We start from the raw sequence: 26,978 nt of genomic DNA, 5'->3' as shown, positions 1-26,978 counted from the left end.
GGCAAATAGTCCGGCGGGCAAAGTTGGCGGAAGTAGAATCAATGGTCAAGCGGTCTTTTCTGACAAATTCTGGGCCGATTTTAGGCTTGTAGCTGCTTCCGTCTTCTTGGTAGATCAAGTCCGGGTACTGACCCAGGAGGCCCTTTTTCAAAATAAACTGCCCTTGGTAGTAAGGATGGCAGAAAAGCTCCTTCAGGTTGACCACGTCAGAGACATTGTAGGCAATGAGATCTGCCAGTTCTTCGGGACTGGTCAAGTAGTCCTGGCCAGGCTTTAACTTGTCACTTTCCAGAATCTGCCAGCCCAACATCCCCAAAAGCCGCTTGAGGCCAACCCGTCTTTGCCGCTCATTGAGCTGGGCCACATCGATGTGGCGGCCGGACATTTGGAAATTTTTGGCAACTAAGCCCATGGTCTTATCCTGCCAGAGGCGCAGGCGCATGTTGCCAATATAGCGGCTGAAGAGCTCATCGTTAAAGTCTCGCATCTCCCTGGCCGTCACGGCTGAAAATCTGTCCCGCTTGCCGTTTTCGCCAGGCTGCCAGGCTCTGGTGAAGTAATAAGCCAGCATGGTCAAGTCATAGTTGCTGGAGTTGTAGCCCATTAAATACGGCGCCTTTTCTTCCTGGTAACCCTCATCCGTATCGCAGACCGGGCGGAACTGGTCCGGAAAAGAGGACGGGGCTTGGGGATCATTGACATACTGGGCATCTGAGACGCCAAAGGTCTGGGCCAGGCGAGCGGCAGCTGAGCTTGTCCGGAGATTGTAGTAGTAGATCTCTCCTTTAAAATTCTGGTTCTTCTCCCGGATCCGCTGGGCAGCAGCCTTCTTAAAGTCCAGGCTGTCTTCGTCATTTAAAGCAGGATCATCGACTATATAATAAATGTCGACCCGCTGGTCGTCTGGCCGGTAGCAAGACAGGGTAAAGGCATTGGTCAAAGATTCGATATCGTAAAAGTATGAATTGAGTTGGCTCATTTTTTCCTCCAGTCTTTTACCAATATTTTAGCAAAAAGCAAGAAAAAAGCGGGCCATCAGGTCCGCTCCCGTTCTTTGCCGTGCAGCTGCTCATAGCGCTCCAGCGACATTGAAGTTACGTGATAATTCTTGCAATAAGGGCACCGGTAAGCCCGAATCGGCATCGGCCGCCAGTGTTCATGGTTGATTTCGCGAAGGTGAACGGTCACTTCTTCTTTATAAAGAAACAGATCGGCATCGAACTTCGTCTTAAAGGCCCGCTTGCCGCTCGGACAAACCAGCAGACGGCTGCGGCGTGCCCGGCGGTAAGCCTTGTTAGCTTGACTCTTTGTCATTGCCACGCCCCCTTACTCTTTTCAGAAGTAAAACAGCAAATCACTGAATTCTTATCTTAATATTCACTTTCTAGCTTGATTTTAGCACCATTGACCGGCCAGCTCAATTAATATCACTTTTTACCTAGTTTTTGGTAAGCGCTCTATTGTTTTTTAATAAAATAAGGGCGATAATAAACTAGTGTGCAAAGAATATTTCATGAATTCTTAGGAGGCAAAATGAGAAAATTAACTAAGTCTGTCGTGACTGCCTTGTCACTGGCAACCGCAACCCTGTCAGTAATTCCGCAAGCAGCCGCTCCGGCCCAGGCAGCTACTCAGACCAAGACCAGCAAGGAATACGTAAATGGCAGCTATACTGTAGCCGCCAGCTTCTACGACAGCGGCAGCAAGGTTTATTCAACTGAAGCCAGCTTTTTGACGGCAGCCGCTGCTAAGGTCACGATCAAGAGCAAGAAGATTTCTTCAGTGTCCTTCACCCTGGCCAAGGACAGCCCGGTCTACAGCGACCTGACCATCAACGGTTCCAAGGCTAAGACCAGCACTGGCAAGGATGGCAGCGTAACTTACACCTTCGCGGCCGGTGCTTACCAAACCAGCACTAAGACCGCCACTTTCACGGTCAACGGCAGCAAGTTCAGCGCTGACGTTGTCTTCAGCGCTTTGCCAAGTTCAGCAACTGTAACCGTTACTGAAACCTCAGCAGTGGTCAAGAAGAAGGTACAAAAGACCTCAGCCGTTTACAACCGTGACGGTGCTAAGACCAAGTACAAGTCAATCAAGGCCGGCAAGACTATTACTACTTACGGCACTTTGACCCGGGGCACTACTAAGTACTACAAGGTTTCCAAGACTGGAAACAAGTATATCAAGGCTTCCAACGTTGACGGCCGCTACATTACTTTAAAGAACGCTGCTGCCGTTTACACCAAGGACTTGAAGAAGACCAAGACCAGCTACAAGAAGGGCAAGAAGGTTTACGCTTACGCCTACGCTATCTTGGGCGGGGAAAAGTACTACAAGCTTGGAACTAACAAGTACATCAGCGCTTTGAACGCTGACGGCCGCTACATCACTGTCAAGCACGGTGCGGCTGTTTACAGCAAGGACTTGAAGAAGACTGGCTCTTCATATGGTGAAGGCAAGAAGATCTTGACCTTCGGCCGGACGACTTTGAGCAACAAGAAGAAGTACTACCAAGTTGGTCAAAACAAGTTCATCGTTGCTTCCAACGTTGACGGCACGACCCGGACTTTGAAGAAGAATGCCTACATCTACAAGAAGTCCAAGGGCAAGGCAGTTCGCTACAAGAAGTACGTCTTGAAGAAGAACAGCCACCGCAAGACTTACGGCAGCGCCGTAACCATCAAGGGCAAGAAGTACTACATCATCTCAGTTGGCCAATACGTGGTTAAGTCCAACTTCCGCTAAAATTGAATATACTAAAAAAGGTTCTGCTTTTGCAGAATCTTTTTTTATTGTTTTTTAATTTGAGAAGGACGATAATAAATTAATATCCAGAATAGATTGTTCAATAAATTAGGAGACAAGATTCAAGCATGAAAAAGCTAAGCAAATCCATCGTGACTGCCCTGTCACTGGCCACGGCCACCTTGTCCGTGATTCCACAGGCAGCTCCAATCCAGGCAGCAAGTAAGACCAAGACCAGCACAGAATACAAGGATGGCAGCTACACGGTAATGGTCACTGTAGAGAACCTGGGCAACAACATTGATGTTCCTTCCAACTTTTTCCCTTCAGCCACAGTAACGATCAAGAACCATAAAATTGCTTCCGTGTCGATTGACGTAGATAATATTGACGACGAGGGCGAATACTATGTCCAGGTCAATGATGAAGTTGCGATTGGTGAGACGAAGACCTTAACCTTTGACGGCTCTGCCTACAAGAACGGCCTGCAAAACGCAAATATCAACGTCAACGGCGATCCATCATACTGCAACATCACTTTTGGCGACCTGCCTGGCTCAGCCTTCGAGACGGTTACTGAGACTTCCGCTACGGTTAAAAAAGTCGTCAAGCGGACCGCGGCGGTTTACGACAGAAATGGCGCGAAGACCAAGGACAAGGCCATCAAGGCTGGCACAAGCATCACCACTTACGGGACTTTGACCCGGGGAAACGTCAAGTACTATAAGATCTCCAAGACTGCTAACAAGTATGTTCAGTCATCCGACGTTGACGGCCGCTACATCACTTTGAAAAACGCGGCTGATGTTTACACCCAGAGCCTGGAAAAGACAGATGTCAGCTACAAGAAGGGCCAAAAGGTCTACGCTTACGCCTACGCCATCTTAGGCGGGGAAAAGTACTATAAGCTGGGCACTGACCAGTACATTAGTGCTTTGAAAGCTGACGGCCGCTACATCACGGTCATGCACAGCTCTGCCGTTTACAGCAAAGACTTGAAGAAGACAACTTCTTCTGTCGCTGAAGGCAAGAAAATCCTGACCTTCGGCCGGACGACTATTAAGAATAAGAAGTATTACCAAACCGGCTACAACTCCTTCATCTCTGCTTCAAACGTTGACGGGACTACCCGGACCTTGAAGAAGAACGCTTATATCTACAAGAAGTCCAAGGGCAAGGCTGTCCGCTACAAGAATTATGTATTGAAGAAATACAGCCAAAAGCAGACTTACGGCAACGCCGTGTCAATCAAGGGCAAGAAGTACTACATCGTCGGCGTCGGCCAATATGTGACTAAGTCTAGCTTTCAGTAAGAGCTAACTTAGCAAAAAAAGACAAAAACGGCAGGTCAATAAAGATCTGCCGTTTAGTTTTTCTTTAGCATTTCCACAGCTTTTTTTAGCAAGCTGTTCATCAAATGACCACGCTTGCCCGTTATCCTTACAGTACAAGTTCAAAAGAACTTGCGACTAAGCAAAGGAGGCAAAAACTATGCTGAAACTGTTTACCCAATTACTCACGATTTCATTGGCCCTGTTTGCCTTTACCCGCTACAGACGCTCACGCCGCCAACTGGCAGTAGTACCTGCCCACCAGCGGCATAATTAAGCAATCGTGACACTTCCTTTTTCCCTTGAATTTGAATTCTATCTAATCGCTGGTACACCGCTTTAGCCAGCATTGCATTAAATTTCTTATTTTTTCACAACACACAAACCTCCATCTCGATGGCAAAAAGCCCTGGCAATCGCCAGGGCTTTCTTGCGCTTATATTACTTTTTACTAGCTCTTACAGGTTCTTGACCCACTTCAAAGAAGCAGAAACATTGATCTTGATTGGATCACCGTACTTGACACCCTTGTTCAAAGCTGCTAAGTCCGCTCCATCAAGGTAGTAGACATAGTGATAGACACTGGTTGCGTCAGTAAACTTGACTTGGTATTCCTTGCTTGAAGCAATGCCAGTATTTACGGCTTCAGCAATTTTGGCAAAGTTATCGGCAGAGATTTCCGTCCCCTTTTCACCAGTCAGGTATTGAGCAGCTGCCTTTTCGATCAAAGAAGTGTCTTCAGCTGACAGCTTTTGCCCCACAGTCATTGGGCCGTCGATGGTGACATTGTCCAGGCCCCAAACAGTCGTAGCAGTTGCTTCAACAGTTGAAGTTGCCTTTTCGATCACCTTTTCGTCCTTGACCAAGGTTGCCGTGTAGTTGACCGTGATTGGGCTGCCGTAAGTTGCGCCTTCGTTGGCCTTAAGGAAGTTGGCCAGCTTTTCAGCAGACGTATTTCCTTGCAGCCAGTATTCGTAGTGGTAGTTGTTGCCGGCAGCGTCCTTGAACTGGTCGCTCTTGAGGCTGTCAGTAAGGCCTGAGAAGATTTCCTTCAAAGAAGCTTCACTGATCTTGGTCCCCTTGACCCCGTTCAAGTACTTGGAAACAGTCTTATCCAGGTAGTTAGTCAAAGTTAAGTCTTGTCCCACCTGCAACTGGTTTTCGGTCTTAAGGCTTGATTGATCAGCCCCGTAAAGAGCAGCCAATTTTGGCGTAACAGCAGAAGCCGTATTTTCAGCTGACTGGTAACCTTCCAGCATCCCCTTGTAAAACATCAGAGATTGAAGTGGGTAGCCATGGTCATCAAAGAGAGTCATGTTGTCCCAAGTAGACCCGCCCCAGGTTTCCTTGCCATTGTAGTGCATTTCATTGTCTGGAGCGTAACCGATGGCGTACTTGGAAGCCCAGCCAGTCCCGTAGACGTTAACCAGCTGCTTGTTGTAGTTCCAGCTGTTCCAGCCAGCTCTGACCGCGATTTGAGCTGGTTCCCAGTAGAAGGCACCAACACCGCCGCCAGCAACCAAGGACTTGTAGAGGGCAGTTACTTCATCGACCTGACCTTGCGGGCCAACCGCGTAGTCGCTTGGCGCATAGCCGATGTTGTTGTTAGTACCGTCTGAGTCATTAACATTGTTCAGCCAGCTGGTTTCCATGACGACGACCCGCTTGCCGAATTCCTTTTGGGCCATCTGCTGCACCTTCAGCAGGTTGTCTGGGTTGTTGTTGGAGCTGCCCCAGAATGGGTAGTAGGAAGTCCCCAGGTAGTCATAGTCAACGCCGTTGTTCTTCAAGACAGTCATGATCATCCGGTAGCGGTTGACGTCTGGTGATTCAAATTGAACGGCGATCTTGGCGTCCTTGTTGGCAGTTCTGACCGCCTTAGCAGCGGTAGCCAGGTAGCGGGCAACGGTTGTCCCGTAGTCGCTCTGCCAGAGCTTGTTCCAGTCGCCGCCGGTCAATTGGTCGGCATCATAGCCGAAGGTCCCCTTGGTGATTTCATTACCGATCTGGACCATGGCTGGAGCCACCCCGGCCTTTTCCATATCGGTCAAGACCTTCTTGGTGTAAAGGGAAATAGCTTCATTCAATTCAGCACTGGACAGGTTCTTCCAGGACTTAGGCAGAAGCTGCTTGGCCGGGTCAGCCCAGAAGTCAGAATAGTGGAAGTCCAAGAGAACCTTCATCCCGTACTTCTTAGCCTGCAAGGCAGTCTTGATCAGGCTTTCTTCGTCGGTGTTACCGCCGCCGTAGCCCTGGCCGTCAGCGTTGTAAGGGTTGTTCCATAAACGCAGGCGGACCCAGTTGACCCCGGCTTCCTTCAAAACATCGAACAAGTCAGCTTCTTTGCCGTTAAAGTCATAGTACTTCACGCCGGCTTTAAGCATGGCCTGGTAGGTTGACACGTCTACCCCGCGGGCCATGTCGTCAGTCATGCCTGGGATCTTTTCCACCTTGACGCTTTCGTACTTGAGGCCAGTTTCAGTCCCGTTTTGGTAGGCAGCGGTAATTTCATCAGCCGTCTTCTTGCTGGTTGGCGTTTCATCCACTGCTTCATTGTTATTGCCGGCCCCTTCAGTCAGGGTCGCGGTGAAGTTGGCCTTGATGGCGTCTCCGTACTTAACTCCCTTGTTCAGAGCCAGGAAGTTGGCTAATTTAGCGGCGCTGTCTGCCCCTTCCAGCCAGTAGGCATAGTGGTAGGTCTTACCAGCTTCATCGCTGTAGTCGGTCGTGCCAACGTAAGCCGTATCGTCGCCGCCCAGGCCTGCTTCAATTGCCGTCAAAACATCCTGGCTGATTTCAGTTCCAACCGGGCCAGACAAAAGTGAGGAAGAGATATTGGCAAGCAGCTTTTTGCTTTCGTCAGCCGTAAAGGCCTGGCCGTCCTTTAAACCGTTCTTGACGCTAACCTTGTCCTGGCCGTAAACCTTAGTCACGGATGGAGCAAGAGTGGATGATGCTTGAGCAGGCTGGGTTACTGCTTCAACCTTGTAGATCAAGCCGGCCAAAGTGCCGTTGTAGTAGCCGGCCCCAACCACGCTGCCAGCGGCGCTGGTCGTCCCCAGCTGTCTGAGCAAGTCACTGACGAACTGGGCAGCAGTTTCATTGTTCTTGGAGACATCAGTCTTCAAAGTTGCCAGAACCTTGCCCTGCATAGAACTGTTCTTTTCCATCAAGGAAGCGATGACAGTCTTGTCTTCCTTGACATCGCCCTGGGCCAGGAGCTGAGCCATTTCGTGAACAGCAGATTCCTGGTAGCCGTTCTTGGATTCAGTCCAGTCATACTTGACCCCATTCTTCAGCTTGACTGCAGTCAGGAATTCAGTTTGATCCCGCAAAAGCTGGGCGTGGTCCATGCCATTTTTCACAGAGCCATCCTTGTCAAAGGAAACCTTGATCCCATTTAAGGTCTTGCTGGTGTTTTTGGCAATCTTGCCTGTCGCGTCAGCGTAATATTGCTTGCCGTTAACCTTGATGAACTGGTTCTTAACTACCTGGCCATTAGCGTCGTAGTAGTTGGTAACGCCAGAAGTCGTCTTAAAGGCATTCTTGGTTGGCTGAGCAGTAGCCGTAACTGCCTTTTGAGCCGTTGCCTGGACTGCCTTGCTGGCCGTGTTAGTTGCTGGAGCAGTAGCAGCAGGCTTAGCTGTAGTGTTTGTAGCAGTATTAGTTGGATTAGTTGTCGTAGTCGCTGTAGTTGTTGTAGTAGCAGCAGTAGTCTTGTTTTCACTTACTGCATTACTAGTCGCAGCAGTGGTATCAGTTGACTTGTTTTCAACCGTGGACTTAGCTGCAGCAAGGCTTTCAGCCTGTTGGTCCTGAACAACAGCAGTCTGCTCGTTCTTATCAGTGGCCGTGTCCGCCTTTACGCTGCTAGCGCTGCCGACAGCCAGGCCAGTAGCCAGCAGGGCTACGCCGGCAGCTGTCAAACTCTTATTAGACTTGAAGTGCTTAATCCGTCTCTTCTTCATAAGCTTATTCCTCTTTAAATTCCTCTTAATGCAATTGAATTGTATTTTCTTTTTCTTGCTTTTCTTCTGTTTCTTCGGTTCTCTCAAAAAATGCCCAACAGAAATTGTTGAGCATTCTTTGTTAAATTGCTTGGCTTACAGGTTCTTGACCCACTTCAAGGAAGCAGAAACGTTGATCTTGATTGGATCGCCGTACTTAGCCCCCTTGTTCAAAGCTGCTAAGTCATTACCATCAAGGTAGTAGACGTAGTGGTAGACACTGGTTGCGTCAGTAAACTTGACTTGGTATTCCTTGCTTGAAGCAATGCCAGTATTTACGGCTTCAGCAATTTTGGCAAAGTTATCGGCAGAGATTTCCGTCCCCTTTTCACCAGTCAGGTATTGAGCAGCTGCCTTTTCGATCAAAGAAGTGTCTTCAGCTGACAGCTTTTGCCCCACAGTCATTGGGCCGTCGATGGTGACATTGTCCAGGCCCCAAACAGTCGTAGCAGTTGCTTCAACAGTTGAAGTTGCCTTTTCGATCACCTTTTCGTCCTTGACCAAGGTTGCCGTGTAGTTGACCGTGATTGGGCTGCCGTAAGTTGCGCCTTCGTTGGCCTTAAGGAAGTTGGCCAGCTTTTCAGCAGACGTATTTCCTTGCAGCCAGTATTCGTAGTGGTAGTTGTTGCCGGCAGCGTCCTTGAACTGGTCGCTCTTCAGACCATCAGTGAGGCCCGAGTAGAGGGCCTTCAGAGAAGTTTCGCTGATCTTGGTCCCCTTGATCCCGTTCAAGTACTTGGAAACAGATGAATCCAGGTAATTGGTCAAAGTCAAGTCTTGGCCGACCTGCAACTGATTTTCGGCCTTAAGGCTTGATTGATCTGCCCCGTAAAGAGCTGCCAGTTTCGGCGTAACAGCGGAAGCAGTGTTTTCAGCTGATTCATAGCCAGTCAGGAAGCCCTTGTACATCATCAAGGATTGGAGCGGGTAGCCATGGTCATCAAAGAGGGCCACGTTGTCCCAAGTTGAGCCACCCCAAGTTTCCTTGCCCTCGTAGTACATTACGTTTTCAGGAGCATAGCCGATCGCGTACTTAGAAGCCCAGCCAGTCCCGTAGACATTGGACATTTCCTTGTTGTAGTTCCAGTTGTTCCAGCCGGCCTTAACCGCGATTTGGGCTGGTTCCCAGTAGAAGGCACCAACGCTGCCGCCAGCAATGATGGCCTTGTACATATCAGCCATCGCGTTGACTTGCCCTTGCGGATCAGCCGTGTAGGAAACGCCATCTGGCATGGTCGGCATTTGCCCGATTGAGTTGCCAGTACCATCTGAGTCATTCATGTTGTTCAGCCAGCCAGTTTCCAGAATGACCGTCGTCTTGCCGAATTCTTCCTTGGCCATCTTTTCAACAGCCAGCAGGTTGTTCGGCGTGTTGGCACCCTTGCCCAGGCTTTGGCCCTTGTAAGTGCCGTTGTCGTTGCCGGTTGACCAGAATGGGTAGTAAGAAGTCCCCAGATAGTCGTAGTCGATCCCGTGCTTCTTGAAGACAGTCATGATAGTCCGGTACTTGTAGATGTTTGGCGTTTCCAGCTGCAGGGCAATCTTAGCCTGAGGAGCAGCATTTCTGACCGCCTTGGCCGCGGTTGCCAGGTATTCAGCTACCTGGTCACCGTTGGCGCTCTTCCACAAAGTTTCCCAGTTGCCGCCGTGGTCACGGTCAGTGTACAGGCCAAAGGCCCCGTTGGTGATTTCGTTGCCGACTTGCACCATGTCAGCACTGGCACCGGCTTCGCGCAGGTCTGTGAGGACCTTTTCAGTGTAAAGCTTGATTGATTCGTTTAAGGCATTGACTGACAGGTCCTTCCAGGCCTTTGGCAGGATCTGCTTGGCCGGGTCAACCCAGAAGTCGGAGTAGTGGAAGTCCAAAAGAACCTTCATCCCGTACTTCTTGGCTTCGCTGGCCATCTTGATCACGCTGGCTTCATCAGTGTTACCACCGCCGTAACCCATGCCGTCAGCATTGTATGGGTCGTTCCAGATCCGCAGGCGGACCCAGTTGACCCCGGCGTCAGCCAGAACCTTGATCAAGCTGGCTTCTTTGCCCTCAAAGTCGTAAAACTTAACGCCAGCGTTGACCAAAGACTGGTAAGTTGAGATATCAACCCCACGGATCATGTCATCAGTCATGCCAGGGATTTTTTCCACCTTGACGCTTTCGTACTTAAGGCCGGTTTCAGACCCGGTCTGGTAGGCAGCGGTAATTTCGTCAGCCGTCTTCTTGCTGGTTGGCGTTTCATCCACTGCGTCAGTATTAGTGCCCGCGCCGGCAATCAAAGTAGCCGTGTAGACAGCCTTCAAGGCATCACCGTACTTAACGCCAGCGTTGGCCTTGAGGAAGTTGGCCAGCTTCTCAGCGCTGTCCTTGCCGCTGAGCCAGTATTGGTAGTGGTAGGCCTTGCCATTCGCGTCATAGTACAGGCTGCTGCCTTCAAAGGCAGTTGCATCCCCAGCCAGGCCGGCAAAGATAGTTTGCAGGACCTCTTGACTGATGGCCGTGCCAGCCTTGCCAGTCAACAGAGCTGATGAAACGCCGTCAGTCAAAGTCTTGGCGTCTTCATCGCTCATCTTAGTGGTAACCGGGTTGGTTACCTTGCCAGCGTCGCTGTAAACAGCGCTGACGCTTGGGTCAATCTTGGAGACAGCTTCTGCCGCCTTCTTCACTTCTTCAACCTTGTAGATCAAGGCAGCAGCTACACCGTTGTAGTAGCCGGCCCCGATCACGCTGCCAGTAGCATCAGCCGTGCCCAGCTTGGAAACCAGGGTTGCAGCTACTTGGCTGGCGGTAGCGCCGCTTTGGCCGATGTTCAAGGTCAAGCTGGCCAAGACCTTGCCGGACATGGAAGAGTTGTTTTCCATTAAAGTAGCGATCAAGTCATTGTTGTTCTTGACGTCACCTTGGGCCAGGAGCTGGGCCATTTCATGGGTAGCTGATTCCTGGTACTTGTTCTTAGTTTCAGTCCAGTCATACTTGACTGACTTCTTCAGCTTGCTTGCGGCTGAAAATTCGATTTGGTCGCGGAGCAATTGGCCAAAGTCCAAGCCATTGCTGATAGCACCAGTCTTGTCAAAAGTAGCAGTAATCCCGTTAACCTTCTTGGTCGTGCTCTTGGCAATCTGGCCATTAGCGTCAGCGTAGTATTGCTTGCCACTGACCGTGAAGACCTGATTCTTGACTACCTGGCCATTGGCGTCATAGTAAGAAGTCTTGCCGTTGGTCGTCTTAAAGGCGCTCTTAGTAGCCGTAGCCGTGGTAGTAGTTGCCGCCTTAGTCGCCGTTACCGCGCTGGTCTTGGTCTGCACAGCGCCCGCAGCTGCCGTCTTAGTAGTGGTAGTAGCTGCGGTAGTCTTCTTGGCAGTATCTGCAGTGGTGGTAGCAGCAGTCTTTGCCGTATTTGCAGTATCTGCGGCAGTCTTGCTATCAGTTGCTGCAGTGTTAGCAGTCGCATCAGCAGTTTTAGTGTCAGTTGTTTGCGCTGCTTGGGTGTCAGTACTTTGGACGGCTTGCTTTTGCTCAGTTTGAGCCGCTTGGGCATTGGCCGTCTGTTGGTCCTGGCTGTCAGTTACGTCAGCCTTGGCTGGGTTGGCATAGGCCAAGCCAGTTGCCGTGGCTAACAGGGCCAGATTGGCCGCTACGATTTTCTTGCTCTTAAAATGCTTGATTCGTCTCTTTTTCATAGAGGTCCTTCCCAATTTTTTCCATTAAAATTCTATCTTAGATCATTATACCGTTTTCAATTAATTTGTTCAGCTTTTTTCTGGAAACTGGCCGCTTGTAATGCAAACGTTAAAAAAGCCATTCTTAGCCCTTTTGCCTTGCTTGTGTGTAAAAAAGAGCCAATAATATTATTTATAGAGACTTTGTAAAATTCGCGAAAAATTCATTTTGCTTTAACCCTAACTGAACTTAGAAAGCAGGTGCATCATGTCCTCACTCAATCAAAAACTGGCCAGTCTTTTCCTGATCGACAGCACTGGCGATTTTACTGAAAACCTCCGCCTTTTGGACCATTACCAGCCAGCCGGCCTTCTCCTTTTTGCCAAAGACCTGGCAGGGCTAAGCGAAAAAGCCGTCAAAGAGCGGCTGGCCGCCTACCGGCAGGCCCGGCCGGGTCTGCTGCTTGCCATTGACCAGGAAGGCGGCTTGGTCAGCCGCTTGTCTGCTCTTTACCCAAGCCGGTCCTATCCCAGCCAGGCTGAGCTTTTGCAAAAGGGCGCCGACTTTTTCTTAACCGAAAGCAGAAAGACCGCCCTGGAATTAAAAAACTTAGGCATCAACTTAAACTTTGCTCCGGTGGCTGACCTTGCCCTTGATCCCGCCAGCTTTATCTACAGCCGGACCCTGCAGCTGGGAGCTGAAGAAACCGGGCCGGCAATCGCGGCCTTTGTCAAGCTTTACCGGCAGCTGGGGATCGCCTCCTGCGCCAAGCACTTCCCTGGCTACGGGGATGCCGGCGACACCCACCAGGCTCCGGCTAAAGACCATAGAAGCCTTAAAGAGGCCCAGCTGGACCTTTTGCCCTTTAAAGCAGCGATCACGGCTGGCGTGCCGACCATCATGGTGGCCCACTTGGAAGTTGCCTGCTATAGCGCTGGCCCTGCATCCCTTTCCCCGGAAATCTACCGCCTGCTCAAGCAAGAGCTTCACTATTCCGGTGTGGCCATCACCGACGACTTAGCCATGGCGGCAGCACATGAAAGCGGCTGCCCGGAGCTTTTGGCCTTAAAGGCCGGAGCCGACCTTCTCTTAGGCGGCAGATTGGAAAACTTGCCAATCTTAGAAGCAGCTGCAGAAAGCGGCGAATTGCCGGAAGAGCGGATCAAAGACGCCCTGGTCCGGGTCCAGACCCTGCAGGACGATTATTCTCTTTAGGATCCTTTTTACAAAAATTCTTTAACATGTATCAATTAACGACAAAAAAGGCAGATCGCTTGATCTGCCTTTTTATCTTGCAATTTTATTGTCTATTTTTTACTTTGTTTAAGTCTTAGAGAAAGTATCAAACATGATCTCTTTCAAGATCTGGTAGCCAACGTCCTTGACCTTGTCTTCGCCAAAGCTGCGCTGGTTCAGAAGCAGGATGATCCCGTTCTTGTTGTCAGCCGTCAGCTGGAAGTAGGCAGCATAGTGGGCGCTGCCGATAGCCCCGTAGGCCAGCTTGACCTTCTCCCCCTTCTTGAGGTAGACCCCGCCGCTGTAGCGATTGATCTTGCTCTTGAGGTGGGTCAGCTGGTGAAAGGCGCTTGGTGACAGGAATTGCCCCGTCCCCAAAGCCTCTTGAATCAGATAGTAGTCGCCAGCCGTCGTCAGCATGTTTCCGGCCCCAACCAGCTGGGACAGGCGGGTCTTTTCCAAAACTGCCGCCTGCTGGTAGTTCTTGCCATGCTGATATCTGTAAGATACGGCCAGCTTTTTATTCTTAGGCAGCTGGCTGCTTACATAAGTTGACGTCAGACCCAGCCGCTGGACTACCCGCTTCTTAAAGTTCCAGGCATATGACTTATGGCTGACCTTCTTGATAATGCCCGCCAGCAAAATGTAGTTGACGTCGCTGTAGTGGTAGCTGCCCACCTTGTCTTGCGGCAATTGGTTGGCCCGGGTCACGATCCATTTTACAGCTTGGTCTTCACTGTAGTTGATATGGCGGTCAACTTCTACATCTGGGATCTGCAAACCTGAAGTATGGGAAAGCAGATTGCCCACGCTGATCTTCTTGGCGTTCTTCAAAGCCGGGTACCAGCGGGAGATCTTCGTGTTTTGGCTAAAAGCACTTGAACTGCCCTTTTTTTCCTCCATCAGCTGCATGACCATAGCGCCGGTTACTTCCTTTTGCATGGAAGCTGCCGGGTAGACGACCTGGCGGTCCCCATTTTTGATCTTCTTTTTAGCGTCAGCCAGTCCGTAGTTGACAACCTGGACGTGTCCATTCTTGATCACGGCCACGCTGCCAGCCACATGCTTCTTCTTGAAGAGCTTCTCGACAAAAACATGCATGTCAGCTGCCGTGACCTGGTCTGGCGCGGTTTCCTCCGGCCAGGCGGCGACGCAGGCACCGGCGCAAATCCCGGCAAGCAGCAGTGAAGTGATGATCTTTCTTCCCTTTTTAAACAACAGCAATCTTTCCTCCCTTGGATACATTAAGAACATTATACGGCCATTCCGGCAAAAAGGCAGGAAAGTTATTACTTTTTTAAAAAATTAAAAAATTGCTCACTAATTCAAACTGAAAGTTCCCGGCTGGATCTTCTGCAGCAGGCCAAAGGCCAGGCCCTTGATCTGCTGCTCAGTCTGGCTGCGCTCGTTGACGAACATGATGATTCCGTTTCTGTTGTCAGCCGTCAGCTGGACATAAGTTCCGTAGTGTTCCTCCCGAATTGAGCCAAAGGCGGACTTGAGCTTGCTGCTACGCTTCATGTACATGCCGCCGCTGTAGGTAGTCTTTCTGGCCTTAAGGTGAGTCAGATAGTTGAAGTCACTCTGGTTCAAAATTGCCCCGTTCTGCAGGGCCAGCATGATTTCGTAATATTCAACCGGCGTGGTGCACATGTTGCCGGCACCTGGGATCTGAGAAGCCACGGACTTTGGCAGGGAAACCGGTCTTTGGTACTTTCTCTGCCAAAGGTAAGCATAAGATACCGCCTGGCTGCGGGTCCAAGGAATGTCGTGTCTGAGGCTGGTGTGGGCTAAGCCCAAGGGACGGACAATCCGGCGGTTGAAGTTGTAGGCGTAAGTGTGGCCGGTCAGTTTGCGGATGATGCCCACCAACAAAATGTAGTTGGCATTGTTGTAGTTGAAGCTTCCGATCTTGTATTGCCAGCTGCCATTGATCTTCTGGGTCACCCAGTCGATGGCCTTGCTTTCAGACAAGTTCCGGCCCCGGTTGCTTTCAGAGCCAGGCGCCCGGTAGCCGCTCGTTTGCGTCAGCAGGTTGCCGACCGTCACATAGCGGGCATTTTTCAGCTTAGGATACCAGCGGGAAATCTTGGTGTACTGGCTGAAACTTTGCTTGGTGTGCTTCTTTTCGTTCATGATCTGCACCAGCATGGCCCCAGTCACTACCTTTTGCAAGGAGGCGGCTGGATAAGTCACATTGTAAGCGCCGTTCTTCATCCGCCGGCCAAACCAGGCATAACCATAGTTGACGGTCTTAACGCTGCCGTTTTGGACCAAAAGGACTGACCCGGCCAGGTGATTGTCCCGCATCACCCGGTTGACGTCGCTCTTAGTTGCTTCCGCATGAACCGTAGCTGGCGCTAAAGCCGGAAGCAGGAGGCTGGCAGCTAAAGCCAATTTGCCGGCTGCTTTTGCTGATTTTTTCAAAAAAAGATCTTTAAAATTCAAACTGTTTTTCCCTTTCTCATCATAAATATAACCACAAATTATGTTAGCCCTAATATTTTCTAAAAACAAGGGAAGCAGTGTTACGTTTTAATTACAGGATTTTTTCCCGCAAAAAAAGACCACCGGAAGCAACCGATGGTCATTTAGAAGTGTTCAAGATTTACTTAACGGCATCCTTCAAGGCCTTGCCTGGCTTGAAGGCTGGAACCTTGCTTGCAGGAATTTCGATTTCAGCGCCAGTTTGCGGGTTGCGGCCCTTCCGAGCAGCGCGTTCACGAACTTCAAAAGTCCCAAAGCCGATCAATTGTACCTTTTCGCCCTTAGCAAGTGCTTCTTCGATTGATGCAAACAAAGCGTCAACGATTTGAGCAGATTCCTTCTTGCTGAATTCAGTCTTTTCACTTACAACTGAGACAAGTTCAGTCTTGTTCATCTTGTTTCCTCATCTTTCTATTAAAAGGCCCAGCAAAATGCCGAAGCTTAATCATATGCTTAATTATAGCAAAACTTTGCCGCCGCAACAGCCTTTCTCTGAAATAGCTGAGAAAAAATACCAAAATTACAAAAACGTTTTAGTGTAATATTCCTATTTCACTGGCACGCAGTGCTTGTCGTTGATGGCCTTGACCTTGTCCACCCGCCGGCGGTACTTTTCTTCCATCAAAGGATCCGTGGTCAGCCAGGTCTTGACGATTTCGCCGGCCATCATATCACCGATGATCTTAGCCCCTAAACAAAGGACGTTGGAGTCGGTGTGCTGGCGGGCAAGCTTGGCGCAGAAAGGATCCTGGCAGACCGCGGCGTAGATGCCGTTGATCTTGTTGGCGATCAAGGCGCTGCCATAGCCAACCCCGTCAACGAAAATGCCCCGGTCGCATTCGCCCTTGGCTACAGCCAGGCTAGCTGGGTAGACGAAGTCTGACAGGTCGCAGGATTCTTCATTATCAGTCCCGAAGTCAACTACTTCATAGCCATTTTCTTCGAGGTAGGCCTTGATTTCGTTCTTCAAGCGGGTGCCGGCGTGGTCATTTGCCATTGCAATCTTCATTTTTATGCCTTCTTCTATTTCAATAAAAAACTCTTTCGCCTCTATTCTACCATTTTCAAAGAAAGGGGAAAGTTGCGCGTAAATTTTAGCCTTTTTTAAATAAGTTCATGCATTTTGATCAATTTCTTGCCATATTTGTTTCTAATTATCCGGATAGAATCTTATTAATATCAAGGAAAGTATTTTATGGCAAGGAGGGACTACAATGTCTGCCAGAAAAGTTATCACGAGTGTACTCGCCGTCGGAACAACCATCGCTATCGCCATCGACGGCTATCTCTTATTTTTAAAAGCTGACCAAGCCAATTCTACTGCGTCTACAGCTTCATCCAGCACAAGCACTGCTGCTTCATCTGCTTCATCAACTTCATCTTCTTCAAGTTCATTCACGTCCAGCGGCTTAAAAGACGGAACCTATAGCGGTAAAAGCGTCAGCACCCAGTGGGGCGAGGTCCAAGTCCAGATCAAGGTCAGCGGGGGAAAAATCACCACGGTCAATGTCTTAAAGTACCCGTCAGACAACGACCATTCCCAGCAGATCAACGACCAGGCCCTGCCTGTCTATAAAAAAGAGGCCATCGCGGCCCAGAGCGCTGACATCCAGCAGGTTTCCGGGGCTACCGTCACCTATGAGGGCTTCACCCAGTCCCTGCAAAACGCCATCACCCAGGCAAAAGAAAGCTAGTGGCGATCATGACTGTAACCTGCCTTAACCAAACAGTGGAAGCCATGACCATTCCTTTCACTGTTTCCGTTGCTGTTCAAGGAGAGGCATCCCCGGACTTGACCCAGGCTTTTTCAAACTCCTGCAACAAAATTCATGCAGAATTAAAAAGAATCGAAGCTGATTTTTCCGCCTTTTTGCCGGACTCCTTAGTCAGCCGCTTTGCTGAAGGCGATGAAAGCATCCTCTTGGCCAATACTGAATTTCAAGAGGTCTACGCGGCTGCCCTTTTAGCTAAAGAAGAAACGGCTGGCGCCTTTGACCCTTATTTTGCCGGCAAATTCAACCCCACCGGCCTGGTCAAGGGCTGGGCAGTGGAAAAAATCTTTGCCTCCTGCCTTATGCCCCTGGCGGCTTTTCCCGAAGTCACCGGCCTTTGCATCAACGGCGGCGGGGACCTGCAGGCCTGGACCAAGGGGGACTTCCGCTGGAAAACCGGCATTGAGAACCCGGCCCAGCCCCGCCTGCTTTTAGCCATTTATGATTTGGCCAGCCAGGCCTTGGCAAGTTCGGGCTATGCCTACCGCGGCCAGCACGTGACTTTAACCGGACCTGCCGACCTCAGCCAGGTCACGGTTCTTGCTCCAGACTTAACTTTTGCTGACATCTGGGCAACGGCCGGCCTGGCCATGGGCGAAGACGCCCTTAAGGAGCAGATTGCCCAAAGAAGGCTCAGCGGCTTATACGCCAGAAAAGACGGCCAGCTGGCCCTGTTTACAGAAGGAGAACTTCAATATGTTCAAAAAGCATGACTACACCTTGGGCGTCTTATGGGCGGCGGCGATTTTTATCCTCCCTTTGCCCTTCATCCAGACCCTGGAAGCTGGCCTGCCGGCCATCTATTATCCGCAAAAGCTGCCCATCATGGCCGGGACCATCGCCTATGTCTGGCTGCTATTGGCCATTTACCTCTCTACTCTCCCGCGCTGGCTTGACCGCTTGATCGGCCTGCCAAAGGTCTACATGATCCATGGCATCATGAGCCTGGGCGCCATCCTTTTAGCCTGGCTGCATATGCAAGGGTCACCTTCAGCTGGCCTTATCAAGCAGACTGGCAATATCGCCTTCTACCTCTTCTTGGGCCTGGCGGTTTATTCCATGGTCTTCATGGCCGGCTGGCTGACCAAGCGGGCCCCATTTTTGGCAAAAATCAAGCAGGTCCTGGAGGAAAAAGTCTTCAAGCACGAGCTTTCCATTTGGCTGCACCGGTTAAACCTGCTGGCCGTCTTGCTGGTCTTTATCCACATCCAGCTGATCCCTTATATCCGGGCCATTACCCCCTTCATGGCCTGGATCTGGATGGCCACTGTCTTCGTTTTTGCCAGCTATTTCATCAGCCTGGCCAAAAGCCGGGGAAAAAGCAACGCGGAACTCCTTGACAGCCGCTTGATCGCTGACAATGTCCTGGAACTGACTTTAAAGACTGACCAGAATTTGACTAGCTTTGAACCAGGCGACTTCGTCTTCCTCTCTTTTCCAGAAGAAAAAGGCCTGGAAGAACCCCACCCCTTCTCCTTCGTCAACCTCCCTAAAGAAGAGAAACAGGTTGTGCTGGCCATCAGAGGCGACGGTGACTTCACCAGACAATTGCAAGAGCTCAAGCCACCAGTCAGAGCCCGCCTCAGTCCCAGCTTTGGCCGCTACCAGGAAGCCATTGCCGAGGCCAAGCCGGACCAGCTCTTGCTGATCGCTGGCGGAATCGGGGTTGTCCCCCTCTTGTCGGTGATTGACGGCAATCCAGACTTGCCCACTAAAGTTTTTTACAATGCCCATACCAAGGAATCCTTGATCTATGAGGAAAAATTCTACTACTGGAACAGCCGGGAAAATTTCCAGAGCCGCTGCCAGGTAGGCCGCTTTAAAGACGAGGAAATTTTGGATTCCCTGCCTGAAGATTTTTCAGGCCTCCAGGTTCTAATCGGCGGTCCCCAGGTCATGGCCGACCACTGGATCAAGCTTTTAAAAGAAGCGGGCCTGCCTGCTGGGCAGATCTATTATGAAGAATTCGACTGGTAGAAAATAAGCCAAACAAAAAGTGAGACCAAGCGGTCTCACTTTTTCTATGTGCTTAATTAGCGATGTAGGCGTACTTGAAGTTGTAGCAGACACCGGCACTGTTGTAGATAATGCCCTTGACCTTGCTCTTGATCATCCAGGCCTTGTTGGCTTGAGTCAGCGGAGTTACCCCCTGGTTGACCATCAAGACGTTTTCAGCCTTGGCCAAAAGCTTCATGCGGGCTGTCCCGGAGCTGGTCTTAGATGCCGCGATCAGCTTGTCGTATTCCTTATTGCTCCACTTGCCGTAATTGTAGGAGTTACCGGTCGTTTCACAGTCAAGGAAGGAGATCGGGTCAGCGTAGTCGGCGATCCAGCCAGACAGGGTGCATTCAAAGTTGCCGGCCAGGACCCGGTTGAGCTTGGTCTTGGAAGGGATGCTCTGCACCTTGACAGTGATCTTGCTTCCAAAAGCAGTTTCCAATTGGCTTTGGACAAATTCAGCCAGTTTCTTGGAAGTATCATCGTCAGAAGCTAACAGAGTGAAGGACAGTTTGCTCAAGCCCTCTTCCTTCAAGCCCTTTTCAAAGTACTGCTTGGCCAGCTTTTTGTTGTAGCTGGTGTACTTTTTAGCTTCGCTGCTTTCTGCCAGCTTGGTGAAATCCTCGCCACTAACAGTGGTCAAGCCGCTGGAAGTAAAGGTCATCGCTGCCTTGTAGGTGGCCCCTAGAGTCTTGGACAGGCTGGAGCGGTTGATGGCCATGGAGATCCCTCGGCGGAGGTTGGTGCTGGCAAACTTGCTGTACTTCTTCAAGTTGAACTGGAGGTACTGGGTGTTGGCCACTTTTCTGATCGTGTAGCCCTTGGACTTGGTCAATTGCTTGGAGGCCTGGGCGTCCAGGATGGTCCCGTCCAATTTTCCTGCCTGGTAGAGGTTGTAGGCTGTTGACGGGGACTTTTGGACAGAGTAGTTGATCTGGGTCAGCTTGACATTCTTCTTATCCCAGTAGTACTTGTTTTTGACCAGCTTCCAAGAGAGGTTGGAGCCAGACCAGCCCTTGTGAACGAATGGGCCGTTGTAGACCATGTATTTAGAAGCGGTCCCGTACTTGGATCCGTACTTCTTGACTGCTTGTTCATTTTGCGGGAAGAAAAGCGGGAAGGCCATCAAGAGCTTAAAGTATGGGATCTTCCGCTCTAAATTAACGACCAGCTTGTACTTGCCCACGGCTTTGATGCCAAGGGTGGAAGCTTTTTTCTTACCGGCCACGATCGCGTCAGCGTTTTTGATCCCAGAAAAAAGATAGGAGTATTCTGACGCGGTCTTCGGGTCAACCGTCCGCTTCCAGGAGTAGACGAAGTCCTTGGCGGTCAAGGCCTGGCCGTTGGACCATTTAGCATTCTTGCGGATATTGAAGGTCCAGGTCTTGCCGTCTTTAGAAACGGTTGCCTTGGTTGCCAGGGCGTTTTTAACCTTGGCATTGTTGCCCAGGGTGTAAAGGCCCTCCATGACTTGGTTGACCTGGTTGAAAGAAACGTCGTCCATGATCTTGGACACGTCAATGGTGGACAGTTCCGCCTCTTCCATCCAGTTCAGCTTTTGATTGGCCGCGGTCTTGCTGGAACTCGTCCCGCAGGCAGCCAAAAGTGTCGACGTCATGACGGCCAGGCCGCCCAGGATAATTTTGCTCTTTTTCATTTACTTTTTGCCTCAAATCAAACCAGACTGGTTCAAGGGCGCGCGATGAACCAGCACTACTGCCATTATTCCTAAATCTGCATGTCGCCTGTAGTTTCTCTCCTGATTCATCGCTTGTCACGCTCCTTTTATTGAGGTATAAATTAAGTTTTAAGTTATTTTTCATTCTATCAGTTAGAACGGAAAATGCAAGCATCTTTTTGTGAAAAAATAATTTTTTAGCAAAAAAGGCTGAAATAAAGCAAACAAAAAACGCGCCTGTGGATGTCCACAAACGCGTTCTTCGTTAATAATTAATGCCCGAGGGCCGTAATTATTTAAGGGTAACAGTTGCGCCAACTTCTTCAAGCTTAGCCTTAAGTTCGTTAGCTTCGTCTTCTGACAAGCCTTCCTTAAGAACAACTGGAGCACCGTCAACAGTCTTCTTAGCGTCCAGCAAGCTTGCGCCAGTAACTTCCTTAACGATCTTGATAACCTTAACCTTTTCAGTACCTGCTGAAGTCAATTCAACGTCGAAGCTTGACTTAGCTTCTTCAGCAGCACCAGCGGCACCAGCAGCAGCTACAGGAGCAGCAGCAGTAACGCCGAATTCTTCTTCGATAGCGTGTACCAGGTCGTTCAATTCAAGAATTGAAGCACCCTTCAATTGTTCAATGATGTTAGCAGTATCCAAAGCCATTGTAATATCCTCCGAAAATATGGAATTTAATATCTAGTTTAAAATGACCAGACTATTCAGCTGATTCTTCCTTTGATTCAGCGACAGCCTTAACAACGTATGCAAAGTTGCGTACAGGTGCTTGCAATACAGAAAGAAGCATTGAAAGCAGACCTTCGCGATTTGGAATTGCAGCCAGTTCTTCGACTTGTTCCTTGGTAGCAACTTGACCTTCAAGTGCACCACCCTTAATTTCAACAACGTCGAACTTCTTAGCGTAGTCAGCAGCGATCCGGGCAGGTGCAGTAACGTTGTCTTCATCATCAGTGTAGATCACAGCTGATGGGCCAACGAATACAGGTGCCAAATCTTCCAAGCCGGCTTGAGCAGCAGCACGACGAAGGTAAGTGTTCTTGACAACCTTCATCTTGGCGTTGCTTTCACGCAATTCTGCACGGAACGCAGTAACTTCGTCAACAGTCAAACCAAGGTAGTTGATAACTACGATGGACTTAGCTGACTTAAGTTCTTCTGCAAATTCTTCAACGAATTTAGCCTTAGCAGCGATAATAGCTTGACTCAAAATTATTCACCTCCATAAAATTTTGTAAAATTCTACAAGGCCTAAAAAACTCCATGCCAAGAAAGACATGGAGAGTTTAATAATCTTCATTATCTTCTGGCCTCGGCGGGATTGTATTGAGGCTTTACGCCACCCACGTCTTAGGTTAGAAATTTACTTTATCTAGATTACCATTTGAAACAAGATCTGTCAAACCTTTTTCGCCACTTTTTGCAAAAATCTGCTAAAATCTACTGTAATGACTTTTAGGAGGTACAATTTTGAAGAGTAAACTGATCGACATTTTCTACTTCTTCTTAGCCGGCATTTCCGGCACCCTGGCTGTCTTCAGCATGTTCAAGGACCATTCCGCCGCCAGCATCGCTTTAGACGTCTTATTCCTCATCATCAGCGCCTACTTCATTGTCCGCGGCTTCCTGGACATCGAATCTGAAAACAAGAAGCTGAGCAGGAACTGGCAGATCCTCTCCTGGATCGCCTGGTGTCTGCTCCTCTTGGGCGTCATTTTGACCTTGACTGGCTATAAGCTAGGCATTAACGGCCTGGGCTGGGGTGGCTTCATCCTCTTCTTGCTCTGCTCATTCATCGTGCCTGAACAAGCCAACGACAAGAACTTCCACGTCAAGCGCCGGGACGAGACCGGTTTTGATGATAAAAATTAAGTCTGTTTTTTAGTATTTTTTAACAAAATAAACTAGCAAACGCTTGCAGCCTGCCTTTTGAAAAAGCAGGCTCTTTTTTTGCCCCTTTTTCAACTTTTTTCAGTATATTTCTTCTCTTTCTAAATTGGTCTAGAGTTTTACAAAAAGAACCTTCATGGTATAACTAAGAGCATAAATCTTAGCAAGCAATTGGTATAGAAATAGAAGCAGAAAGGAAAAAAGGATGAACACAGCAAACACCGTCTTCTTAATTATCGCCGCCGTCCTGGTCTTGATGATGACCCCGGGCCTGGCCTTTTTCTACGGGGGCCTGGTCTCCAAGAAAAACGTAGTCAACACCATGCTCTCGGTCTTCATCATCTGTGCTTTAGCCATCGTCTTATTCGTGGCCTTTGGCTATGAGCTTTGCTTCAACGGCAACGTAGCCGGGATTTTTGGCAAAGTCCAGCACATCTTCCTCTCCGGCAGCGACTTGACCAAGGTTGTTTTAAAAGACCAGGGAATTACAGCAGCCAGCTACCTGCTTTTTGAAATGATGTTTGCCATCATCACCCCCGCCCTCTTCGTCGGGGCCACGGTGGGCCGGATGCGGTTCAACTTCCTTTTGGTCTTCGTCTTCTTCTGGTCCATCCTGGTCTACTACCCCCTGGTCCACATGGTCTGGGGCAATGGCGGGCTTTTGGCCGGCTGGGGGATCCTGGACTTTGCCGGCGGCACGGTCGTTCACATCAACGCCGGCATCACCGCCTTGGTCTTGTCCATCTTCTTAGGGCCCCGCTACCAAAAGCAGACCCGTCCTTACAGCCTGCCTTGGGTCCTTTTGGGGACTGCCATCCTCTGGCTGGGCTGGTACGGCTTCAACGCCGGCAGCGCCTTCGGCATGAACCAAACGGCTTTGACGGCCTGCTTAACCAGCACGGTTGCCGCCGCTGCTTCCATGATGACCTGGCTTTTGCTGGAAGAAGCATTCAGCGGCAAGGCCAGCCTGGATGGGATCTGCACCGGTACCCTCTGCGGGTTAGTCGGCATCACGCCGGGGGCTGGCTATGAGACCTGCGCCGGTGCCCTCTTTACCGGCATTCTCTGCAGTCTGGCCAGCTACTTCTTCATCAGCCAGGTCAAGGGGCGGCTCAGCTTTGACGATCCTCTGGATGCCTTTGGCTGCCACGGTGTCTCCGGCATCGTTGGTTCTTTGACTGTCGGCCTCTTTGCCAGTCAAAAAGTTGACCCGGGGATTTCAGCCAGCGGTCTCTTCTACGGCGGCAGCTGGGAACTTTTAGCTAAGCAGGCAGCCGGCACCCTCTTCACCATCGTCTTTACTCTCTTGATGGTCAGCTTGATTACCCTGGTCTTGAAACGCTTCGTCAACATGCGGGTCTCCGCCCGTGACGAAGAAGTCGGCCTGGACCTCAGCGAGCACGGGGAATTCGCCGACTGTCAGATCAGCGCAAGTCAGGCTATCTTTGGCAAGTAGCAGCATTTTTCTCAATATCCTATTTCATCAAATCATTTCACTTTTATCTTATCCACATCTTTTATCCTATTATCAAATCAAAAAAGCTTTGGCAAACAAACTGCCAAAGCTTTTTCTTCGTTTTACATGCTTTGTTTTTTGACTAGTTAAAGGAATACAGCCGCTGCAGGAGCAAGTAGGCCCCGCTGACCATCTGCCGCATAGGCAGAACGTCCCTTGAGACGAAATGGCCCACCAGCCGGCGTTTAAAGGACTTGTAGGTCTCCAGGTCATAAGTCTTCAAGAACTGCCAGAGCTCGTCTTTTTTGGCAATATACTCCTTCTTCTTGCCCCGGATCAAGATAACGCTGGTTACGCCCGTGACGGCCTCTAAGAAGTACTTCATGTATCTGGCATAAGGCGCCCGCTTGTTGACCTGGGAAGCGTAGAAGACGATCAGCTGCTTGTTGATCAAGATCTGCTGGTCAATCTTCTTCAGCATCACCTTTTCATTGACTGACTGGTCGTCTCTGCCGATAAAGTAGTGGTAGAGGTTGACCGGCAGGTAGCGCATGGTCTGCACCTCTACCATCGGCTCAAAGACAAAGATGTTATCATCATATGATACCTTAGTTGGTAGGGTTACCTTGGCCCGCTCCAGGACTTTCCGGTTGTAGATGACGGAGTGGAGCATGAAGTACTGGCCCATCCGCAGCTTGACCTCATCCCAGGAGAAGGTCCGCCCGACCGGCAGATGCGGGAACTTGATCACCCGCTGGCGGCCAACAGCTGGCTTATCGTAGACATAGTTGGCCAAAAAGAGGTCGACTTCCGGATTCTGTTCCAGGTAATCCAGCACCTCTTGATAGGCCTCCTGGTCCAGCCAGTCGTCGCTGTCGACGATCTTGACGTACTTGCCCTTGGCCAGGCGCAGGCCGTGGTTGATGGCCCCGCCGTGGCCGGCATTTTCCTGGTGGACGACTTCCAGGTCCAGGTTTAAGTATTTAGCTTGGTAGTCATCTAGCATCCGGCCGGTTTCATCAGTTGACCCATCGTCAACCAGGATGATCTGCACCCGGTCACCGCCCGGCAAAAGGGAGTCGACGCAGCGATTTAAGTATTCAGCTGAGTTGTAGCAGGGAACGATAAGAGTTAATAATTTTTCCACCTTGATACACTTCTTTCAGTTCGGCTATTTGTCCCCTACTAGTATAGCAAGATTTCTTAAAAGAAAGCCTTTTCCAGCACTAAAATTTTCTTAAAGCAAGATTAGGGCAAAGAAAAACTCCCCGCCAAAAGGCGAGGAGCTTAACTTAGGGATAATTAGGCCATCAAAGCGATTGGGTCCAACTTGATCCCAGGGCCAAAGGTTGCGGCAACTGCGCAGCTCTTGATGTATTGACCCTTAGCTGAAGCTGGCTTTGCACGCAAAATAGCGTTTTGCAAAGCGCGGAAGTTTTCAGTCAATTGTTCTTCAGTGAATGAAACCTTGCCGATAGCAGCGTGGATTGAAGCTTGACGGTCGACACGGTATTCTACTTGACCAGCCTTAACGTTTTGAACAGCCTTGGCAGTGTCCATAGTAACAGTACCAGTCTTAGGGTTTGGCATCAAGCCCTTAGGCCCAAGCACACGACCCAAACGACCAACCTTAGCCATCATCATTGGAGTAGCGATGACAACGTCGAAGTCCAGGTAACCGTTTTGAACCTTTTCTACCAGGTCGTCTGCGCCGACTTCGTCAGCACCGGCAGCCTTGGCTGCTTCAGCTTGTGGGCCTTCAGCAAATACGATAACCTTTACAGACTTACCAGTACCGTTTGGCAAAACGATTGAGCCACGGATTTGTTGGTCAGCTTGCTTAGGGTCAACGCTCAGGTTGTAAGATACTTCTACGGAAGCGTCAAAGTTAGCGTATGAAGTTTCCTTAACCAGCTTGATAGCGTCTTCTACTGAGTACAACTTGTTGCTGTCAACCTTCTTGGCAGCTTCTACGTATTTCTTACCATGCTTTGGCATGAAAAATCCTCCTTGTATGTGTGGTCAAACGAGCTTTCTCTTTGCTCTCCCACCTGACTTGTTAATTGGTAAAAATTAACAAATTAGTCCTTTACTTCGATACCCATACTTCTAGCAGTACCTTCAACCATGCGCATAGCAGCTTCGATTGAGGCAGCGTTAAGGTCCTTCATCTTAGTTTCAGCGATTTCCTTAACTTGAGCAGTGGTTACTGAACCAACCTTGTTCTTGTTAGGTTCGCCTGAAGCCTTTTGAATGCCAGCAGCTTGCTTCAACAAGACTGGTGCTGGAGGAGTCTTAGTTACGAAGTCGAATGAACGGTCTTCGTAAACAGTGATGACTACAGGGATGATCATGCCCTTTTGGTCAGCAGTACGAGCATTGAAGTCCTTTGTAAAGCCAACAATGTTGATACCTGCTTGACCCAAAGCAGGACCTACTGGAGGTGCAGGGGTTGCAGCGCCAGCTGGAATTTGTAACTTAACAACGTTAATAACTTTCTTTGCCACGGTCAAAACCTCCTTGATTCCGTGATGCGGTTAAAATGGAGAGTTTCCACACTCTCCTCCCACAATAATAAAGTACGTTTAATATAGTACTCTGAAAAGCGGCAGAATGCAAGACTTTTTTCTTTAGTCTTCCATCTTCTTGACTTGGTCGAAGTCCAGTTCAGCCGTAGTAGCGTGGCCAAACATGTCGATGGTCAAGAAGAGCT

The 26,978-nt window shown here is 49.8% G+C and carries 21 protein-coding genes, 1 pseudogene and 1 other annotated feature; of the genes and pseudogenes, 8 read left to right on the top strand and 14 right to left on the bottom strand.

Annotated elements, in window-relative coordinates:
- Together ACI32D_RS06675 and ACI32D_RS06670 are read right to left on the bottom strand one after the other, a co-directional pair.
- Positions 1-979: pseudogene (locus ACI32D_RS06675) on the bottom strand (hypothetical protein); the annotation flags it as partial.
- A gap of 56 nt (positions 980-1,035) precedes the next feature.
- Positions 1,036-1,314 carry a hypothetical protein gene (locus ACI32D_RS06670; protein WP_439775810.1) on the bottom strand — a complete coding sequence of 93 codons (279 nt, stop codon included), beginning with the start codon at positions 1,312-1,314 and terminating at the stop codon, positions 1,036-1,038.
- 219 nt (positions 1,315-1,533) lie between these two features.
- Here ACI32D_RS06670 and ACI32D_RS06665 point away from each other — a divergent pair, with 219 nt between their 5' ends.
- Both ACI32D_RS06665 and ACI32D_RS06660 read left to right on the top strand, forming a co-directional pair.
- On the top strand, positions 1,534-2,745 hold the full coding sequence (locus tag ACI32D_RS06665) for an SLAP domain-containing protein (RefSeq protein WP_439775809.1): 1,212 nt from the start codon (positions 1,534-1,536) through the stop codon (positions 2,743-2,745).
- A gap of 128 nt (positions 2,746-2,873) precedes the next feature.
- Positions 2,874-4,058: an SLAP domain-containing protein gene (locus ACI32D_RS06660; RefSeq protein WP_439775808.1), complete on the top strand. Its 1,185-nt coding sequence runs from the start codon at positions 2,874-2,876 to the stop codon at positions 4,056-4,058.
- A 476-nt stretch (positions 4,059-4,534) separates the two neighbouring features.
- Here the strand turns inward: ACI32D_RS06660 and ACI32D_RS06655 are convergent, their stop codons facing one another.
- Together ACI32D_RS06655 and ACI32D_RS06650 are read right to left on the bottom strand one after the other, a co-directional pair.
- Positions 4,535-8,044: a glycosyl hydrolase 53 family protein gene (locus ACI32D_RS06655; RefSeq protein ID WP_439775807.1), complete on the bottom strand. Its 3,510-nt coding sequence runs from the start codon at positions 8,042-8,044 to the stop codon at positions 4,535-4,537.
- 135 nt (positions 8,045-8,179) lie between these two features.
- On the bottom strand, positions 8,180-11,758 hold the full coding sequence (locus ACI32D_RS06650; protein WP_439775806.1) for a glycosyl hydrolase 53 family protein: 3,579 nt from the start codon (positions 11,756-11,758) through the stop codon (positions 8,180-8,182).
- Positions 11,759-12,005: 247 nt separating this feature from the next.
- On the opposite strand from ACI32D_RS06650, the gene ACI32D_RS06645 reads away from it, so the two are divergent.
- A complete protein-coding gene (locus ACI32D_RS06645; RefSeq protein WP_439775805.1) occupies positions 12,006-12,953 on the top strand; it encodes a glycoside hydrolase family 3 N-terminal domain-containing protein in 948 nt (315 codons plus the stop codon).
- 108 nt (positions 12,954-13,061) lie between these two features.
- Here ACI32D_RS06645 and ACI32D_RS06640 read toward each other — a convergent pair whose 3' ends face one another.
- The 4 genes from ACI32D_RS06640 to ACI32D_RS06625 all read right to left on the bottom strand — a co-directional run bounded on the left by ACI32D_RS06640 (position 13,062) and on the right by ACI32D_RS06625 (position 16,470).
- A complete protein-coding gene (locus ACI32D_RS06640; protein WP_439775804.1) occupies positions 13,062-14,192 on the bottom strand; it encodes a serine hydrolase domain-containing protein in 1,131 nt (376 codons plus the stop codon).
- Positions 14,193-14,294: 102 nt separating this feature from the next.
- Positions 14,295-15,422 carry a serine hydrolase domain-containing protein gene (locus ACI32D_RS06635; RefSeq protein ID WP_439775803.1) on the bottom strand — a complete coding sequence of 376 codons (1,128 nt, stop codon included), beginning with the start codon at positions 15,420-15,422 and terminating at the stop codon, positions 14,295-14,297.
- A gap of 160 nt (positions 15,423-15,582) precedes the next feature.
- Complete coding sequence (locus ACI32D_RS06630; RefSeq protein ID WP_002876514.1) at positions 15,583-15,855, bottom strand: HU family DNA-binding protein; 273 nt, start codon at positions 15,853-15,855, stop codon at positions 15,583-15,585.
- 153 nt (positions 15,856-16,008) lie between these two features.
- A complete protein-coding gene (locus ACI32D_RS06625; protein WP_439775802.1) occupies positions 16,009-16,470 on the bottom strand; it encodes an RpiB/LacA/LacB family sugar-phosphate isomerase in 462 nt (153 codons plus the stop codon).
- A 205-nt stretch (positions 16,471-16,675) separates the two neighbouring features.
- Here ACI32D_RS06625 and ACI32D_RS06620 point away from each other — a divergent pair, with 205 nt between their 5' ends.
- The 3 genes from ACI32D_RS06620 to ACI32D_RS06610 are packed head-to-tail and all read left to right on the top strand — an operon-like array spanning position 16,676 to position 19,210.
- A complete protein-coding gene (locus ACI32D_RS06620) occupies positions 16,676-17,155 on the top strand; it encodes an FMN-binding protein (RefSeq protein ID WP_439775801.1) in 480 nt (159 codons plus the stop codon).
- Between the two features lie 8 nt (positions 17,156-17,163).
- Entirely contained in the window at positions 17,164-17,946 is a 783-nt protein-coding gene (locus tag ACI32D_RS06615) for an FAD:protein FMN transferase (RefSeq protein ID WP_439775800.1), read from the top strand.
- The gene (locus ACI32D_RS06610; RefSeq protein WP_439775799.1) at positions 17,930-19,210 is read left to right on the top strand and encodes an iron reductase; all 1,281 of its coding nucleotides are present in this window, start codon (positions 17,930-17,932) and stop codon (positions 19,208-19,210) included. Before ACI32D_RS06615 ends, ACI32D_RS06610 begins: the two co-directional genes overlap by 17 nt.
- Before the next feature lie 52 nt (positions 19,211-19,262).
- On the opposite strand, the gene ACI32D_RS06605 is transcribed toward ACI32D_RS06610, so the two are convergent.
- The 3 genes from ACI32D_RS06605 to rplJ all read right to left on the bottom strand — a co-directional run bounded on the left by ACI32D_RS06605 (position 19,263) and on the right by rplJ (position 22,129).
- Positions 19,263-20,888, bottom strand: a complete 1,626-nt coding sequence (locus ACI32D_RS06605) for a peptide ABC transporter substrate-binding protein (RefSeq protein WP_439775798.1) — start codon at positions 20,886-20,888, stop codon at positions 19,263-19,265.
- A gap of 313 nt (positions 20,889-21,201) precedes the next feature.
- The gene (gene rplL, locus ACI32D_RS06600) at positions 21,202-21,567 is read right to left on the bottom strand and encodes a 50S ribosomal protein L7/L12 (protein WP_439775797.1); all 366 of its coding nucleotides are present in this window, start codon (positions 21,565-21,567) and stop codon (positions 21,202-21,204) included.
- Positions 21,568-21,619: 52 nt separating this feature from the next.
- On the bottom strand, positions 21,620-22,129 hold the full coding sequence (rplJ, locus tag ACI32D_RS06595; protein ID WP_439775796.1) for a 50S ribosomal protein L10: 510 nt from the start codon (positions 22,127-22,129) through the stop codon (positions 21,620-21,622).
- Positions 22,130-22,162: 33 nt separating this feature from the next.
- Positions 22,163-22,292 (bottom strand) — a sequence feature (ribosomal protein L10 leader region).
- A gap of 97 nt (positions 22,293-22,389) precedes the next feature.
- On the opposite strand from rplJ, the gene ACI32D_RS06590 reads away from it, so the two are divergent.
- Both ACI32D_RS06590 and ACI32D_RS06585 read left to right on the top strand, forming a co-directional pair.
- Entirely contained in the window at positions 22,390-22,791 is a 402-nt protein-coding gene (locus ACI32D_RS06590; protein ID WP_439775795.1) for a hypothetical protein, read from the top strand.
- A gap of 223 nt (positions 22,792-23,014) precedes the next feature.
- Positions 23,015-24,265 (top strand): ammonium transporter, encoded by a 1,251-nt coding sequence (locus ACI32D_RS06585; protein WP_439775794.1) that lies wholly within the window; start codon positions 23,015-23,017, stop codon positions 24,263-24,265.
- A gap of 142 nt (positions 24,266-24,407) precedes the next feature.
- Here the strand turns inward: ACI32D_RS06585 and ACI32D_RS06580 are convergent, their stop codons facing one another.
- From ACI32D_RS06580 to rplK, 3 genes are all read right to left on the bottom strand, one after another.
- The gene (locus ACI32D_RS06580) at positions 24,408-25,412 is read right to left on the bottom strand and encodes a glycosyltransferase family 2 protein (RefSeq protein ID WP_439775793.1); all 1,005 of its coding nucleotides are present in this window, start codon (positions 25,410-25,412) and stop codon (positions 24,408-24,410) included.
- Between the two features lie 155 nt (positions 25,413-25,567).
- Complete coding sequence (rplA, locus tag ACI32D_RS06575) at positions 25,568-26,263, bottom strand: 50S ribosomal protein L1 (protein WP_050890514.1); 696 nt, start codon at positions 26,261-26,263, stop codon at positions 25,568-25,570.
- Positions 26,264-26,346: 83 nt separating this feature from the next.
- Complete coding sequence (rplK, locus tag ACI32D_RS06570) at positions 26,347-26,772, bottom strand: 50S ribosomal protein L11 (protein WP_002876501.1); 426 nt, start codon at positions 26,770-26,772, stop codon at positions 26,347-26,349.
- Between the last annotated feature and the right edge of the window lie 206 nt (positions 26,773-26,978).

The organism is Lactobacillus sp., assembly GCF_051873315.1.
Lineage (GTDB): Bacteria > Bacillota > Bacilli > Lactobacillales > Lactobacillaceae > Lactobacillus.
Note: the sequence above shows the minus strand (reverse complement) of the source record. Positions and strands in the feature narration are given on the sequence as shown.

Excerpts from the sequence above, each read along its gene's own strand:
- ACI32D_RS06625 (WP_439775802.1), bottom strand. The coding sequence starts at position 16,470 with ATGAAGATTGCAATGGCAAATGACCACGCCGGCACCCGCTTGAAGAAC.
- ACI32D_RS06670 (WP_439775810.1), bottom strand. The coding sequence starts at position 1,314 with ATGACAAAGAGTCAAGCTAACAAGGCTTACCGCCGGGCACGCCGCAGC.
- ACI32D_RS06610 (WP_439775799.1), top strand. The coding sequence starts at position 17,930 with ATGTTCAAAAAGCATGACTACACCTTGGGCGTCTTATGGGCGGCGGCG.
- ACI32D_RS06620 (WP_439775801.1), top strand. The coding sequence starts at position 16,676 with ATGTCTGCCAGAAAAGTTATCACGAGTGTACTCGCCGTCGGAACAACC.
- ACI32D_RS06605 (WP_439775798.1), bottom strand. The coding sequence starts at position 20,888 with ATGAAAAAGAGCAAAATTATCCTGGGCGGCCTGGCCGTCATGACGTCG.
- ACI32D_RS06615 (WP_439775800.1), top strand. The coding sequence starts at position 17,164 with ATGACTGTAACCTGCCTTAACCAAACAGTGGAAGCCATGACCATTCCT.
- rplL (WP_439775797.1), bottom strand. The coding sequence starts at position 21,567 with ATGGCTTTGGATACTGCTAACATCATTGAACAATTGAAGGGTGCTTCA.
- ACI32D_RS06585 (WP_439775794.1), top strand. The coding sequence starts at position 23,015 with ATGAACACAGCAAACACCGTCTTCTTAATTATCGCCGCCGTCCTGGTC.
- ACI32D_RS06645 (WP_439775805.1), top strand. The coding sequence starts at position 12,006 with ATGTCCTCACTCAATCAAAAACTGGCCAGTCTTTTCCTGATCGACAGC.
- ACI32D_RS06630 (WP_002876514.1), bottom strand. The coding sequence starts at position 15,855 with ATGAACAAGACTGAACTTGTCTCAGTTGTAAGTGAAAAGACTGAATTC.
- ACI32D_RS06655 (WP_439775807.1), bottom strand. The coding sequence starts at position 8,044 with ATGAAGAAGAGACGGATTAAGCACTTCAAGTCTAATAAGAGTTTGACA.
- ACI32D_RS06660 (WP_439775808.1), top strand. The coding sequence starts at position 2,874 with ATGAAAAAGCTAAGCAAATCCATCGTGACTGCCCTGTCACTGGCCACG.
- rplA (WP_050890514.1), bottom strand. The coding sequence starts at position 26,263 with ATGCCAAAGCATGGTAAGAAATACGTAGAAGCTGCCAAGAAGGTTGAC.
- ACI32D_RS06650 (WP_439775806.1), bottom strand. The coding sequence starts at position 11,758 with ATGAAAAAGAGACGAATCAAGCATTTTAAGAGCAAGAAAATCGTAGCG.
- ACI32D_RS06665 (WP_439775809.1), top strand. The coding sequence starts at position 1,534 with ATGAGAAAATTAACTAAGTCTGTCGTGACTGCCTTGTCACTGGCAACC.